Source organism: Roseovarius sp. E0-M6 (assembly GCF_037083845.1).
Taxonomy (GTDB): Bacteria; Pseudomonadota; Alphaproteobacteria; order Rhodobacterales; family Rhodobacteraceae; genus Roseovarius.
The window spans coordinates 489,416-503,354 of the sequence record NZ_JBAPLA010000001.1; the positions used below are offsets into that span (position 1 = coordinate 489,416).

Here is a 13,939-nt window from a genome sequence, read left to right on the forward strand (position 1 = left end):
AGAATGACAAATAACACTCCATCGAATTCCTGCACGTTCGTGTGCTGGCTTGTCGCCGCACTGATCGGGCTGATCTGCGCCTATCTCATCTGGTCAAGTGTCGGAACGCTTGCCGCGCTTCTGATCGCTATCGTTCTGGGCGTTCTGGCCGGTCTCGCGCTCACCCAGCTTTTCTGTCGTAAGGGTCAGGATGCAATCGGGCAGTCCGCGCCATCGTCCGGCGAAGCGCGTCAGGCGACCAATCAGGTGAACAAGGACAAAACAGACGCCGCGCCCGTGGGCACCGCCTCTGCCACCGCCGACACCGAGGCCGGCGCAGCCCCGAGCGCGCTTGAGCCCGTGGCGGTCAAGGCGGCGAAGGTCGCAGACGCCCACAAGGGGTCTGACGGTAACGACGATGCCGCACCCGCCAAAACCCAAAAGACCGCCGCACCCAAGAAACCGCCAAAGTCCAAACCGCCAAAGTCCAAACCGACGTCAGCCGATAACGGATCAAAGCAGCCTGCCAATGATGCGATGCCCGCCGTGGCCACAGCCAGTGGTGCCTCCGTTCCGCCGCCCGCGACCAAGACGGTGCCCAAATCCGACACCGGCGATGTGGGCGCCATGCCGTCGCAGGACGAGGGCACGCGCCCCGAGGCCCTGAGCGCGCCGCGCGGTGATGGTGCCGACGATCTCAAGAAAATCAAGGGCGTAGGCCCCAAGCTTGAGGTGCTTCTCAACGATCTGGGCTTTTACCATTTTGACCAGATCGCCAAATGGAACGATGCCGAGGTCGCTTGGGTCGATCAGAATCTCAAGGGGTTCAAGGGCCGCGTGAGCCGTGACAAATGGGTGTCTCAGGCCAAGACCCTCTCGGCGGGGGGCGAAACGGACTTTTCCAAGAAAGTGGAGGACGGCGATGTCTATTGACGGACGGACTGCATGAGCAAAGACGACACACAAGCCCGCAAGGGGCGGCAAGCCGCCCTTGTCATCGCGATCACCGCGGTGGCTTGGGTGCTTGCGGGTCTGATCGGGGCGGAATACGGCTGGAGCCAGCGGCTTCTGGTTCTGTTCGACCTGATGGCGCTGGCCGGGTTCGTGTTCGCATTCTGGATCATCTTTCAAATCTGGCGTCTGCGTCAGAACAATCAGGGATAGGGGCGTCATGCTGAAGGACGAGGACCGCATCTTTACCAATCTCTACGGTATGCATGACCGTAGCTTGAAGGGCGCGCAATCGCGGGGTCACTGGGATGGCACTGCCGGCATCCTTGACAAGGGCCGTGACTGGATCGTCGATCAGATGAAGGCGAGCGGTCTGCGCGGCCGGGGTGGCGCGGGGTTCCCCACCGGGCTGAAATGGTCTTTCATGCCCAAGGAAAGCGACGGGCGGCCTGCATATCTGGTGGTCAATGCCGATGAATCCGAGCCCGGAACCTGCAAGGACCGCGAGATCATGCGCCACGATCCGCATACCCTGATCGAGGGGTGTCTGATCGCGAGTTTCGCGATGAACGCGCATGCCTGTTATATCTACATCCGGGGCGAATATATCCGCGAACGCGAGGCGCTTCAGGCCGCGATCGACGAAGCCTATGATGCAGGGCTTGTCGGGCGCAACGCCTGTGGGTCTGGCTGGGATTTCGATATCTATCTGCATCATGGCGCCGGGGCCTATATCTGCGGCGAGGAAACCGCGCTTCTCGAAAGTCTCGAGGGCAAGAAAGGCATGCCACGGATGAAACCGCCCTTCCCGGCGGGGGCAGGGCTTTATGGCTGTCCGACCACGGTGAACAACGTGGAATCGATCGCCGTCGTGCCCACGATCCTGCGGCGCGGTGCCGAATGGTTCGCAGGCTTCGGACGTCAGAACAACGCGGGCACCAAGGTGTTCGCGGTCTCGGGTCACGTGAACAACCCCTGTGTGGTCGAGGACGCCATGTCGATCAGCTTTGAGGAGCTGATCGAGAAACATTGCGGTGGCATCCGTGGAGGGTGGGACAATCTCAAGGCGGTGATCCCCGGCGGGTCTTCGGTGCCATGTGTGCGCGGCGAGAAGATGAAAGACGTGATCATGGATTTCGATGCCCTGCGCGAGGTCGGCTCAAGCCTTGGCACCGCCGCGGTGATCGTGATGGACAAGGACACCGACATCATCAAGGCGATCTGGCGGCTGTCGAAATTCTACAAGCACGAAAGCTGTGGCCAATGCACGCCCTGCCGCGAGGGCACGGGCTGGATGATGCGGGTCATGGGCCGGCTCGTGAAGGGGGACGCCGAGGTCGAGGAGATCGACATGCTCTTTGACGTTACCAAGCAGGTCGAGGGCCATACGATCTGTGCTCTCGGCGATGCGGCGGCTTGGCCAATTCAGGGGCTTATCCGTAATTTCCGCGACGAGATCGAGGACCGCATCAAGCACAAGCGCACGGGCCGCGTGAGCGCGGTGGCCGCTGAATGATGCGCGCGGCGCTCATATCCGCTGCGCTGTGTGTCGGTGCCGGTTCCGCTTTGGCCGAAACCGTCCGATCGGACGATTACGAGGCGCAGGCCGCGCGTCACAAGGTTGAAATGACGGCCCGCAGCGGCAAGACGATCGCGGCCGAACAGGTCGTCGTCACGGTGACACGCCGCGATGGCGCGGCAATTTCTGACGGCGAAACAGCGCAGGCCACAGCTTTCGCGGTTGATGTCGCCTGTGACGGAGCCAAGCCGATGGTCGTGCTTCCGGTGGCGCGCGCCGCGGGAGATATGCGATACGATGTGCTGTGCGGGGCGAAGGGATGACGACATGACAAGTGTATTCGGACCATACGCGCACGCCATTGCTGCAATGGCGGGCATGGGCCTTCTGACCCTGATCATGAGCCCGCTCTCGGCGATGAAGAAAACGCGCCTCGGCCTCGCCCCAGGAAGCTCGCCCGAGCCGGATTACTCCAGTGCGACCTATCGCTGGCACCGGGCCTATGGCAATGCCGCCGAAAGCACGGGCACCTTTGCGCTTGTCACCGGGGCGGCGATCCTGGCCGGTGGCGGCGCGATATGGGTCAACTGGCTCGCCACGCTTTATTTGCTCAGCCGGATCATTCTGGCGGTCGTGCATGTGCGCGGCATCGGCAAACCCGACATGAGCATCCGCTCTTTCACCTATGTGTTCGGCTGGGCCATGTGCGTCCTGCTGGCGCTGACCGCTATTATCGCGGCATTCTGAGAAAAGGACGGCCCGAATGCTCAGACAGACCTGCCTCATACTGGCCATGACGGGCGCGCTTGTCGCCACCGGGTGCGCGAAACCCGGCGAGCGGGTGCGCTTTGACGGGAACTATTACCCGGCCAAGGCAAAAAAGGTCGGCGAGCGGCATAATTTCGTCGTGACCGTGCGCCGTGTCGATCAGGGTATCGACGGCGCGCGTGAGGCGGGCCGCTATGAAGGGACCGATTACTGCGTCAAGCTTTTCGGCGACTCGACCATCGCGTGGAATCCCGGACCCGATGACGCGGCCTCGCGTATCGTGGCCGACAATGGAAATCTCGTGCTCAGGGGCACCTGCAACAAATGGTAGCGTGTTCACGCATATGGGCGGAAAACCCCCGGTGTTATTGCATAACAACGCGGGCGACCACCACCTGTTTCCCAGCCGGCCAAGCGTATTGCGCGGGCCCGGTTCGCTTGGGTAAAAGGAGACCAACATGCGTATGATCACAACTGCCGTTCTCAGCTTCGCACTTGCTGCGGGCTCGGTCGCGGGTGCCTCGGCCAAGGTCGGGCTTCCCAATGAAAAAGACATCAATGCAGGGTTGTTGGCGGTGGCCGCCGCTGACAAGATTCGCCGCGAATGCAACAGCATTTCGGGCCGCTTCTTTCGGGCGCGATCCTATGTGAATGGCCTCAAGTCGATGGCCAGGGATCGTGGCTACACCGAAAATGAAATCGACGCCTATGTGAACAACAAGGCGCATCAGCGGGCGATGCGCGAACGGCGCAATGCCTTTTTCAAATCCAAAGGCGCGAGCAATCTGGACGCACAAAGCCTGTGCGTTCTGGGCCGCGCGGAAATCTCCAAGAAGAGCGTTATCGGGTCTCTTCTCAAAGCAAAGTGAATACCAATGTCTGACCTTCGCAAGCTCATCATCGACGGGACCGAAATCGAGGTGGACGGGGCCATGACCCTGATCCAGGCCTGTGAAGAGGCGGGGATCGAAATTCCCCGCTTCTGCTATCACGAGCGGCTCTCGATCGCCGGGAACTGTCGGATGTGCCTTGTGGAGGTTGTTGGCGGTCCGCCGAAACCGGCGGCAAGCTGTGCCATGCAGGTGCGCGATCTGCGCCCCGGACCCGAGGGGCAGCCGCCTCAGGTCAAAACCAATAGCCCGATGGTCAAGAAGGCGCGCGAAGGGGTGATGGAGTTTCTGCTCATCAACCACCCGCTTGATTGCCCGATCTGCGATCAGGGTGGCGAATGCGACCTTCAGGATCAGGCGATGGCTTACGGCGTTGATTTCAGCCGCTACCGCGAGCCGAAGCGCGCGACCGAGGATCTCGACCTTGGCCCGCTTGTGGAAACCCACATGACGCGCTGCATTTCCTGCACCCGCTGCGTGCGCTTCACCACTGAGGTGGCGGGCATTCACACGATGGGTCAGACCGGCCGGGGCGAGGATGCCGAGATCACCGCCTATCTGGGCGAAACGCTCGATTCGAATCTTCAGGGCAATATCATCGATCTGTGCCCCGTCGGCGCGCTGGTGAGCAAACCCTATGCCTTTACCGCCCGCCCGTGGGAACTGACCAAGACCGAGAGCATCGACGTGATGGATGCGCTCGGGTCAAGCATCCGTGTGGATTGCAAGGGCCGTGAGGTCATGCGCTTCCTTCCGGTGAACCATGATGGGGTCAACGAGGAATGGATTTCCGACAAGACTCGGTTCGTCTGGGACGGTTTGCGCCGTCAACGGCTTGACCGACCTTACATCCGCGAGAATGGCAAACTCCGCCCGGCAAGCTGGCCCGAAGCACTGGGGCGTGCCGCCGAGGCCCTGAAAGGCGCCGAAAAGCCCGTGGGCCTTGTTGGCGATCTGGCTCCGGTCGAGGCGGCCTTCGCTCTGCGGCAGCTGATCGAAGCGCAGGGCGGTGTGACCGAATGCAGGACCGACGGCGCGAAACTGCCCGCCGGCAATCGCTCCGCTTATGTTGGAACGGCCCGGATCGAGGATATCGACGACGCAATGTTCATTCAGATCATCGGCGCGAATCCCCGCACCGAGGCGCCGGTCCTCAATGCGCGCATCCGCAAGGCATGGACACGCGGCGCTCAGGTCGAACTTGTGGGCGAGGCGGTGGACCTCACCTATGACTACGCCCATGTCGGCACGGACCGCGCCGCACTCGATAGCCTTGTCGGCATGAAACACAAAGAGGTTCAGGACAAGCCCAGCATCGTGATCGTCGGGCAGGGCGCATTGCAGGAGGCCGATGGCGAGGCCGTGCTGGCCGCCGCCATGAAGCTTGCTGATGAAACCGACTCCAAGCTTCTGATCCTTCACACGGCGGCAAGCCGCGTGGGCGGGATGGATGCGGGCTGTGTCGCCGAAGGTGGTATGTCTGCGGCGATGGAGGGGGCCGACGTGGTCTATAACCTCGGCGCCGACGAGATCGAGATTGCCCGCGACGATGCGGGCGGGCCCTTCGTGATCTATCAGGGGAGCCATGGCGACCGTGGTGCGCACCGCGCCGACGTGATCCTGCCGGGCGCGGCCTATACCGAAGAGCAGGGCCTCTTCGTGAACACCGAAGGTCGACCGCAGCTTGCCCTGAGGGCCAGTTTCGCACCCGGCGAGGCCAAAGAGAACTGGGCGATCCTGCGCGCCCTCTCCGGCGAAATGGACGCAACCCTGCCATTCGACAGCTTGGCGCAACTGCGGCAGGCCCTTGTGGGGGACGTGCCCCATCTTGCCAAGGTGGATCATGTGCCGGGAAACGACTGGCAGCCGCTTGCCTTGAAAAAGCTTGGCAAAGGCAGCACGCCTTTCCGCAACGCGGTCGCGGATTTCTACCTGACCAATCCAATCGCCCGCGCCAGTGAACTCATGGCCGAGCTGAGCGCCAACGCCCGGTCCCGCACCGAAACCCCGGTCGCCGCCGAGTGATGCGCCTCCGCGCCCACATACCCTTTTCAGGTCTGGCCTTGTTGGCCGGGCTTGCCGCCTGTGATACGGCGGGACAGGGCGGTGAGGACGTGACGCGGTTCGCGCCGGAATATGACGGGGTGCAGACACGGCTTCTGGACAGCGATATCGTGAACTTCCACGTCGTGATGCGGGGCGCGCGCACCACCGGAGACGTGGATCAATATGCCGCCTGTGCCGCTGCCCAGTACGCACTGATCCGGGGATACGGGTTTGCGCGGCATTTGCGAACGAATGTGGCCAAAGAGGGTGGCGTCTGGCGTGGTGATGCGGTTTATACGATCTCGGCTGCGCTACCTCGCGGCATAAAGACACTCGACGCGGAAGTCGTCGCCGCAAATTGTGCGGAACAGGGAATACCGATGGTATGAGGGACTGATGGGAGAATTTCTGATAACGCCCTTGGGCACATTCGTGATCATCCTTGCGCAATGCCTTGCTGTGCTGGGCTTCGTGATGATCAGCCTGCTGTTCCTCGTGTATGGCGATCGCAAGATCTGGGCCGCGGTTCAGATGCGCCGGGGCCCCAACGTTGTTGGTGTGTTCGGCATTCTGCAATCCGTGGCGGACGCGCTGAAATACGTCCTCAAGGAGGTGGTGATTCCCGCCGGGGCGGATCGCCCTGTCTTCCTTCTGGCGCCGATGCTCAGTTTCGTGCTCGCGGTGATCGCATGGGCGGTCATCCCATTTAACGATGGCTGGGTTCTGGCCGATATCAACGTGGCCATCCTCTATGTCTTCGCCATGTCCTCGCTCGAGGTTTATGGCGTCATCATGGGCGGATGGGCGTCGAACTCGAAATATCCGTTCCTCGGCAGCCTGCGCTCGGCCGCGCAGATGATCTCTTACGAGGTGTCGATCGGCCTGATCATCATCGGCGTCGTGATCTCGACCGGGAGCCTGAATTTCGGCGCCATCGTCGCGGCTCAGGACGGAAGCTGGGGCATGTTCAACTGGTATTGGCTTCCGCACCTGCCGATGGTTTTCCTGTTCTTCATCTCGTGCCTTGCCGAAACCAACCGCCCGCCCTTCGACCTCCCCGAGGCGGAATCCGAACTGGTGGCGGGCTATCAGGTGGAATATTCCTCGACGCCCTTCCTGCTATTCATGGCCGGTGAATACATCGCCATCCTGCTGATGTGCGCGCTGACCTCGCTGCTTTTCTTTGGCGGCTGGCTCAGCCCTGTTCCGGGACTGCCCGACGGCGCGTTCTGGATGATCTCGAAGATGGCGTTCTTCTTCTTCATCTTCGCGATGATCAAGGCGGTCACACCGCGCTATCGCTATGATCAACTGATGCGCATCGGCTGGAAAGTGTTCCTGCCACTGTCACTGGCTTGGGTCGTGATCGTGTCCTTCCTCGCCAAGTTCGAGGTTCTGGGCGGCTTCTGGGCCCGCTGGGCGATGGGGGGCTGACGCGCGATGGGTGTGGATTATGTCCTGTTCGATCGGCTTGTCGAGTTCTCCACGCGGGTCCAGCCACGGGGACGGACTGTCATGCTGGGTCGGCAGAAGTTCAAGATCCGCAGCAACCTGCGCAAGCATTACGAGACATCGCTCAAGCGCAACGGCATCGACGCGAAGCGTTTTGATTTCCTGCAAGAGGACGCGTATGCCGAAACCCTGATGCGCAAGCTGGGGCTGGGTGAAATGGAGTCGATGGATTTCTCGAATTACGGGGGCGCCACGATCCTGCATGACCTGAACAAGAAGCCCGCACGCAAGTTGGAAAAGAAATTCGATTTCATCTTTGACGCGGGCACGATCGAACATGTTTTCAATGTGCCCATGGCCCTTGAGGGCGTGTTTCGCATGCTCAAACCGGGCGGGCGGTTCATATCGGCCAACGGGTTCAACGGGTGGTACGGGCACGGCATGTACCAATTCAATCCCGAATTGGTCTGGACCTTCTGGAAGCGCGCCTGCAATTGCAACGTCATAGATTGCCGCGCGCTTCCGGAAAATCCCGAAGGTGATCATGGCCCCGTCATACTTGAGGACCCGGCCGACAGCGGGCGGCGCTTGAAGCTCAAGAACAAGATTGGCCCGGGCCGGACCTATCTGTACTACGAAGTTGAAAAGACGACCGAGTCGCATCTACCGGATTTCGCGCTTCAGAGCGACTATGAAACCCGTTGGAACGGCTATGACAACGCCGGTGCGACACACCTCGAACTGGACGGGAGAAGCTGACCATGACGCAGATCGACTATGGACGCGCGGCAGGCTACTTCCTGCTGACAGATGTTTTCAAAGGCTTGAAGCTTGGGTTGAAGTATTTCTTCGCCCCGAAGGCCACGTTGAACTACCCGCATGAGAAAGGCCCCCTGTCGCCGCGGTTCCGCGGCGAACACGCGCTGCGCCGGTATCCCAACGGTGAGGAACGCTGCATCGCCTGCAAGCTCTGCGAGGCCGTGTGCCCGGCGCAGGCGATCACCATCGACGCTGAGCCGCGCGATGACGGCTCGCGCCGCACCACGCGCTATGACATCGACATGACGAAATGCATCTATTGCGGCTTCTGTGAGGAGGCTTGCCCGGTCGATGCCATCGTTGAAGGGCCGAATTTCGAGTTCGCCACCGAGACTCGTGAAGAGCTTTACTATGACAAGGCAAAGCTTCTGGAAAATGGCGACCGGTGGGAAGCCGAGATTGCCCGCAATCTGGAAATGGACGCGCCCTACCGATGACCGATTCCAAAAACCCCTTTGCCGATATGATGCGACAGGCGCAGGAGATGGCGAAAGCCTTCAATCCCGCGCTCGAGTCGTATTCGCCAAAAGGGTTTGAAACGCTGTGGCCGACCATGCCCAAGGACATGATGGAAATGTCCTTTGGCAAAGGGGTGAGCGAGGATGGGCTTGACGCCAAGACGCGGCTGTTGTTGACGCTGGCCGGGCTCACCATGCTGGGCGCGCAAAGCGATATGCAGCTGCGTATGACCGTGCGCCATGCCCTCGAGGCGGGCGCAACAGAGGACGAAATCGCCGAAACCATCGCCCAGATGGCGATGTTTGCCGGCATCCCGTCGATGACCCGCGCCATGGACTACGCGCGCGAAGTTTTCGACGAACGCGATACGAAGGAACAAGACACATGACCGTCTTTTCACTTGCCTTTTATCTCTTCGCGATCTGCGTCGTCGTAGGCGGCCTTTTCACCGTGGTGAGCCGCCATCCGGTTCACTCGGTCCTTTGGCTCATCCTCGCCTTTCTGAGTTCGGCAGGGCTCTTCGTTTTGCTCGGGGCCGAATTCGTCGCGATGCTACTGATCATTGTCTATGTCGGCGCTGTGATGGTGTTGTTCCTGTTCGTCGTGATGATGCTCGACGTTGATTTCGCCGAGCTGAAGGCGGAAATGGCGAAATACATGCCTCTCGCGCTTTTGATCGGGGTGATTCTGCTGATGCAGTTCGGACTGGCCTATGGCGCATGGGACTTCGCCGAGGGCGCGAAGGCCGCCAGCGCCGCGCCGCGCCCCGAGGGAACCCACAACACCGCCGCGCTCGGCCTGCTGCTCTATGACAAGTACATTCTACTGTTTCAGCTTGCCGGTCTGATCCTGCTCGTGGCGATGGTGGGGGCGATCTCGCTCACGCTGCGACACCGCACCGATATCAAGCGTCAGAACGTGCTGGCGCAGATGTATCGTGACCCGGCCAAGGCGATGGAACTGAAGGACGTGAAGCCAGGGCAAGGGCTGTAGGCCCGCCCCCCCGGACATGACCGGGGCCTCCCGGCCAGATGGGTCGGGGCAGGAGATCAAGAGGTCCCGGGAAAGTCCGGGACGCGACGCAAAGAAAACGAACGGGGCGACCCGGAGGGACGACATGATTGGTTTGGAACATTACCTGACGGTGGCGGCGACGCTCTTCGTCATCGGCATCTTCGGGCTCTTTCTTAATCGCAAGAACGTGATCATCCTCTTGATGTCGATCGAGCTGATGCTGCTGTCGGTGAACATCAACCTTGTGGCGTTCTCGAGCTTTCTGGATGACATGGTGGGGCAGGTCTTTACGCTCTTTGTTCTGACCGTTGCCGCCGCCGAGGCCGCCATCGGCCTTGCGATCCTTGTCTGCTTCTTCCGTAACCGCGGCACCATCGCGGTCGAAGACGTGAACGTGATGAAAGGCTGAGCCAGATGATTTTCAAGACCATCCTCTTCGCGCCTCTCATCGGGGCGATCATCGCGGGCTTTGGCTGGCGGCTCATCGGCGACAAGGGCGCGCAATGGGTCACCACCGGGCTTCTCTTTCTGTCCTGCCTGCTCAGCTGGGTGGTTTTCCTTCAGGGCGCACATCAGGACGATGCGCTGCACGTGCTCGACTGGATCCGCTCGGGCAGCCTTGATACCGCATGGTCGATCCGCGTTGACCGGCTGACGACGATCATGCTCATCGTGATCACGACGGTCTCGGCGCTCGTGCATCTTTATTCGATGGGCTACATGGCCCATGACGAGAATTTCGGCGACACCGAAAGCTATCGCCCCCGTTTCTTCGCTTACCTGTCTTTCTTCACCTTCGCGATGCTGATGCTGGTGACGGCCGACAACCTTGCCCAGATGTTCTTTGGCTGGGAAGGGGTGGGCCTCGCGTCATATCTTCTGATCGGCTTCTACTTCCGCAAGCCAAGCGCGAATGCCGCCGCGATGAAGGCGTTTATCGTCAACCGGGTGGGGGATTTCGGTTTCGCGCTCGGTATCTTCGCGTTGTTCTATCTTACCGACTCGATCCGCCTTGATGATGTGTTCGCCGCCGCGCCCGAACTGGCCGAAACTCAGCTTACGTTCCTCTGGACCGATTGGAACGCGGCAAATCTCATCGCCTTCCTTCTCTTCGTGGGCGCGATGGGCAAGTCGGCACAGCTTTTCCTGCACACATGGCTGCCCGACGCGATGGAAGGCCCGACGCCCGTGTCGGCGCTCATTCACGCGGCGACGATGGTGACGGCCGGGGTGTTCCTTGTCTGCCGGATGTCGCCCATCATGGAATACGCGCCCGAGGCGATGAATTTCGTGGTCTTCCTTGGGGCGTCGACGGCGTTCTTTGCCGCGACCGTGGGCCTCGTGCAGAACGACATCAAACGTGTGATCGCCTATTCGACCTGTTCACAGCTTGGCTATATGTTCGTCGCCGCAGGTGTCGGCGTCTACTCGGTGGCGATGTTCCATCTGCTGACCCACGCCTTCTTCAAGGCGATGCTCTTTCTCGGGGCGGGCTCAGTCATTCACGGGATGCACCACGAACAGGACATGCGCAACTATGGCGGCCTGCGCCAGAAGATGCCCTATACGTTCTGGGCGATGCTGATCGGCACGCTGGCCATCACCGGGGTGGGCATCCCGCTCACTGGTTGGATCGGCTTCGCGGGTTTCGCGTCGAAGGATGCGGTCATCGAGTCGGCCTATGCAGGCACAGACGGTGGATATGCCTTCTGGATGCTGGTGATCGCGGCGCTCTTCACGTCGTTCTACTCATGGCGGCTCATGTTCCTGACCTTCTGGGGCAAGCCGCGCGGCGACAAGCACACGCACGAGCATGCGCATGAAAGCCCTACGGTGATGCTGGTGCCGCTGGGTGTGCTTGCGCTTGGCGCGGTCTTTGCTGGCGCGATCTGGTATGGAAGCTTCTTCGGCAAGACCAACGAGGTGGTGAAATTCTTCGGGGGCACCTATGGCGAACCGACGCAGGAACTGGTCGAGGCCGTGGCCGAGCGTAGTCCGAAGGCGTCCGAGCTTCATTATGTCATGGAAAGCGATCCGGGTGAGGCCGCGATTTACATCGCGCCCGAGAACACCATCCTGCACGAGGCGCATTACGTGCCGACCTGGGTCAAGCTGTCGCCCTTCATCGCGATGCTGCTGGGCCTTGCGACCGCCTACTGGTTCTACATCCTGAACCCGTCGATTCCGGGCCGTCTCGCGGCGAACCAGCGCCCGCTTTACCTGTTCCTCCTGAACAAGTGGTATTTCGACGAGGTGTATGACTTCATCTTCGTGCGCCCGGCCAAACAGCTTGGCAGGTTCCTGTGGCGCCGCGGTGATGGCAATGTCATCGACGGCACGATCAACGGCGTGGCAATGGGGATCATTCCCTTCTTCACACGCCTCGCCGGTCGCGCTCAGTCCGGCTACATCTTTACATATGCATTCGCCATGGTGATCGGGATCGCGGTTCTCATCACGTGGATGACTATCAGCGGGGGGGCCGAGTGATGTCCAATGTCCTGTCTCTCACGACATTCATCCCACTTATCGCGGCGGCCATCCTCGCGGTGTTCCTGCGCGGTGAGGATGAATTCGCGCAACGCGCCGCCAAATGGGTGGCGTTGGTGGCGACGGTGCTTACCTTCCTTGTCTCGATTGCCATCCTCGTGCAGTTCGACCCCGCCGATCCCGGATTCCAGATGGTCGAAGAGGCCGCGTGGCTTCTCGATATCAAGTATAAGATGGGCGTGGACGGGATCAGCATCCTGTTTGTCTTGCTGACCACCTTCATGATGCCCCTGACCATTGCCGCCTCTTGGGGCGTAAAAACCCGGGTCAAGGAATACATGATCGCCTTCCTGGTGTTGGAAACGCTCATGCTGGGTGTGTTCATGGCGCTGGATCTGGTGCTGTTCTACCTCTTCTTCGAGGCGGGCCTCATCCCGATGTTCCTGATCATCGGGATCTGGGGTGGCAAGGAACGGATTTATGCCAGCTTCAAGTTCTTCCTCTATACGTTCCTCGGCTCGGTGCTGATGCTGGTGGCGATGGTCGGAATGTATGCGGATGCGGGCACCACGGATATTCCGGCGCTGATGCGCCACCAATTCGCCTCTGAGACCTTCCCGCTTCTTGGCGTGCAGATCGTGGGCGGTATGCAGACGCTTCTCTTCCTCGCATTCTTCGCGAGCTTTGCCGTCAAGATGCCGATGTGGCCGGTTCACACATGGCTGCCGGACGCACACGTGCAGGCGCCCACCGCGGGGTCGGTGGTGCTGGCGGCGATCCTGCTCAAGATGGGGGGCTATGGCTTCCTCCGCTTCAGCCTGCCGATGTTCCCCGTGGGGGCGGATGTCCTGGCGCCGCTGGTGCTTTGGATGTCGGCCATTGCCATCGTCTACACCTCGCTCGTGGCGCTGGCGCAGGAGGACATGAAAAAGCTCATCGCCTATTCGTCCGTCGCGCATATGGGCTATGTGACGATGGGCATCTTCGCCGCCAATCAACAAGGGATCGACGGCGCCATCTTTCAGATGATCAGCCACGGCTTCGTCTCGGGTGCGCTCTTCCTGTGTGTCGGCGTGATCTATGACCGGATGCACACGCGCGAGATCGACGCCTATGGCGGTCTTGTGAACCGGATGCCGGCCTATGCGCTGATCTTCATGCTCTTCACCATGGCCAATGTGGGCCTGCCGGGCACCAGCGGATTCGTCGGTGAATTCCTGACGCTGATGGGGGTATTCCAGGTCAATACATGGGTCGCACTCGTCGCCACGTCGGGAGTGATCCTGAGCGCGGCCTACGCGCTCTGGCTCTATCGCCGGGTGGTCATGGGCGAACTGATCCGCGAAAGCCTCAAGTCGATCACCGACATGGGCGGGCGCGAGCGCGCGATCTTTGCGCCGCTCGTGGTGATGACGATCCTGCTGGGCGTCTATCCCAGCCTGGTGACCGACATCATCGGCCCCTCGGTCGAGGCGCTGATAACCAACTACGACACGGCCGTGGCCGAGGCGGGTGCCTCGACGCAACACGCCGCCACATCGCACTGAGGGGA

At 60.9% G+C, this 13,939-nt stretch carries 17 protein-coding genes; all 17 read left to right on the top strand.

Annotation, left to right across the window (positions count from 1 at the left end; genetic code table 11):
* Positions 1–3 precede the first annotated feature (3 nt).
* Positions 4–912 (top strand): endonuclease, encoded by a 909-nt coding sequence (locus V8359_RS02515; RefSeq protein WP_336427128.1) that lies wholly within the window; start codon positions 4–6, stop codon positions 910–912.
* A gap of 12 nt (positions 913–924) precedes the next feature.
* Positions 925–1,143, top strand: coding sequence for a DUF5337 domain-containing protein (locus V8359_RS02520; protein WP_336427130.1), 219 nt, complete (start codon positions 925–927; stop codon positions 1,141–1,143).
* Between the two features lie 7 nt (positions 1,144–1,150).
* Entirely contained in the window at positions 1,151–2,446 is a 1,296-nt protein-coding gene (gene nuoF / locus V8359_RS02525) for an NADH-quinone oxidoreductase subunit NuoF (RefSeq protein WP_336427131.1), read from the top strand.
* Positions 2,443–2,772 (top strand): hypothetical protein, encoded by a 330-nt coding sequence (locus V8359_RS02530; RefSeq protein ID WP_336427132.1) that lies wholly within the window; start codon positions 2,443–2,445, stop codon positions 2,770–2,772. The genes nuoF and V8359_RS02530 overlap by 4 nt, the downstream gene beginning before the upstream one ends.
* Before the next feature lie 4 nt (positions 2,773–2,776).
* On the top strand, positions 2,777–3,196 hold the full coding sequence (locus tag V8359_RS02535) for an MAPEG family protein (protein WP_336427133.1): 420 nt from the start codon (positions 2,777–2,779) through the stop codon (positions 3,194–3,196).
* Between the two features lie 16 nt (positions 3,197–3,212).
* Entirely contained in the window at positions 3,213–3,548 is a 336-nt protein-coding gene (locus V8359_RS02540; protein ID WP_336427134.1) for a hypothetical protein, read from the top strand.
* 127 nt (positions 3,549–3,675) lie between these two features.
* Positions 3,676–4,086, top strand: coding sequence for a DUF5333 domain-containing protein (locus V8359_RS02545; RefSeq protein WP_336427135.1), 411 nt, complete (start codon positions 3,676–3,678; stop codon positions 4,084–4,086).
* 6 nt (positions 4,087–4,092) lie between these two features.
* Positions 4,093–6,132 (top strand): NADH-quinone oxidoreductase subunit NuoG, encoded by a 2,040-nt coding sequence (nuoG, locus tag V8359_RS02550; RefSeq protein WP_336427137.1) that lies wholly within the window; start codon positions 4,093–4,095, stop codon positions 6,130–6,132.
* A complete protein-coding gene (locus V8359_RS02555) occupies positions 6,132–6,542 on the top strand; it encodes a hypothetical protein (RefSeq protein ID WP_336427913.1) in 411 nt (136 codons plus the stop codon). The genes nuoG and V8359_RS02555 overlap by 1 nt, the downstream gene beginning before the upstream one ends.
* 7 nt (positions 6,543–6,549) lie before the next feature.
* A complete protein-coding gene (gene nuoH / locus V8359_RS02560) occupies positions 6,550–7,587 on the top strand; it encodes an NADH-quinone oxidoreductase subunit NuoH (protein ID WP_336427138.1) in 1,038 nt (345 codons plus the stop codon).
* Positions 7,588–7,593: 6 nt separating this feature from the next.
* Entirely contained in the window at positions 7,594–8,364 is a 771-nt protein-coding gene (locus tag V8359_RS02565) for a methyltransferase domain-containing protein (protein WP_336427139.1), read from the top strand.
* 2 nt (positions 8,365–8,366) lie between these two features.
* Positions 8,367–8,861, top strand: coding sequence for an NADH-quinone oxidoreductase subunit NuoI (gene nuoI / locus V8359_RS02570; protein WP_336427140.1), 495 nt, complete (start codon positions 8,367–8,369; stop codon positions 8,859–8,861).
* A complete protein-coding gene (locus V8359_RS02575) occupies positions 8,858–9,271 on the top strand; it encodes a carboxymuconolactone decarboxylase family protein (RefSeq protein ID WP_336427141.1) in 414 nt (137 codons plus the stop codon). Before nuoI ends, V8359_RS02575 begins: the two co-directional genes overlap by 4 nt.
* Complete coding sequence (locus V8359_RS02580; RefSeq protein ID WP_336427142.1) at positions 9,268–9,876, top strand: NADH-quinone oxidoreductase subunit J; 609 nt, start codon at positions 9,268–9,270, stop codon at positions 9,874–9,876. The genes V8359_RS02575 and V8359_RS02580 overlap by 4 nt, the downstream gene beginning before the upstream one ends.
* A 124-nt stretch (positions 9,877–10,000) precedes the next feature.
* On the top strand, positions 10,001–10,306 hold the full coding sequence (gene nuoK / locus V8359_RS02585) for an NADH-quinone oxidoreductase subunit NuoK (protein ID WP_336427143.1): 306 nt from the start codon (positions 10,001–10,003) through the stop codon (positions 10,304–10,306).
* A gap of 5 nt (positions 10,307–10,311) precedes the next feature.
* On the top strand, positions 10,312–12,387 hold the full coding sequence (gene nuoL / locus V8359_RS02590; protein ID WP_442970304.1) for an NADH-quinone oxidoreductase subunit L: 2,076 nt from the start codon (positions 10,312–10,314) through the stop codon (positions 12,385–12,387).
* Entirely contained in the window at positions 12,387–13,934 is a 1,548-nt protein-coding gene (locus V8359_RS02595; protein ID WP_336427144.1) for an NADH-quinone oxidoreductase subunit M, read from the top strand. The genes nuoL and V8359_RS02595 overlap by 1 nt, the downstream gene beginning before the upstream one ends.
* The last annotated feature ends 5 nt before the right edge of the window (positions 13,935–13,939 follow it).

Coding starts and splice junctions, on each gene's coding strand:
- V8359_RS02515 (WP_336427128.1), top strand. CDS start 4: ATGACAAATAACACTCCATCGAATTCCTGCACGTTCGTGTGCTGGCTT.
- V8359_RS02520 (WP_336427130.1), top strand. CDS start 925: ATGAGCAAAGACGACACACAAGCCCGCAAGGGGCGGCAAGCCGCCCTT.
- nuoF (WP_336427131.1), top strand. CDS start 1,151: ATGCTGAAGGACGAGGACCGCATCTTTACCAATCTCTACGGTATGCAT.
- V8359_RS02530 (WP_336427132.1), top strand. CDS start 2,443: ATGATGCGCGCGGCGCTCATATCCGCTGCGCTGTGTGTCGGTGCCGGT.
- V8359_RS02535 (WP_336427133.1), top strand. CDS start 2,777: ATGACAAGTGTATTCGGACCATACGCGCACGCCATTGCTGCAATGGCG.
- V8359_RS02540 (WP_336427134.1), top strand. CDS start 3,213: ATGCTCAGACAGACCTGCCTCATACTGGCCATGACGGGCGCGCTTGTC.
- V8359_RS02545 (WP_336427135.1), top strand. CDS start 3,676: ATGCGTATGATCACAACTGCCGTTCTCAGCTTCGCACTTGCTGCGGGC.
- nuoG (WP_336427137.1), top strand. CDS start 4,093: ATGTCTGACCTTCGCAAGCTCATCATCGACGGGACCGAAATCGAGGTG.
- V8359_RS02555 (WP_336427913.1), top strand. CDS start 6,132: ATGCGCCTCCGCGCCCACATACCCTTTTCAGGTCTGGCCTTGTTGGCC.
- nuoH (WP_336427138.1), top strand. CDS start 6,550: ATGGGAGAATTTCTGATAACGCCCTTGGGCACATTCGTGATCATCCTT.
- V8359_RS02565 (WP_336427139.1), top strand. CDS start 7,594: ATGGGTGTGGATTATGTCCTGTTCGATCGGCTTGTCGAGTTCTCCACG.
- nuoI (WP_336427140.1), top strand. CDS start 8,367: ATGACGCAGATCGACTATGGACGCGCGGCAGGCTACTTCCTGCTGACA.
- V8359_RS02575 (WP_336427141.1), top strand. CDS start 8,858: ATGACCGATTCCAAAAACCCCTTTGCCGATATGATGCGACAGGCGCAG.
- V8359_RS02580 (WP_336427142.1), top strand. CDS start 9,268: ATGACCGTCTTTTCACTTGCCTTTTATCTCTTCGCGATCTGCGTCGTC.
- nuoK (WP_336427143.1), top strand. CDS start 10,001: ATGATTGGTTTGGAACATTACCTGACGGTGGCGGCGACGCTCTTCGTC.
- nuoL (WP_442970304.1), top strand. CDS start 10,312: ATGATTTTCAAGACCATCCTCTTCGCGCCTCTCATCGGGGCGATCATC.
- V8359_RS02595 (WP_336427144.1), top strand. CDS start 12,387: ATGTCCAATGTCCTGTCTCTCACGACATTCATCCCACTTATCGCGGCG.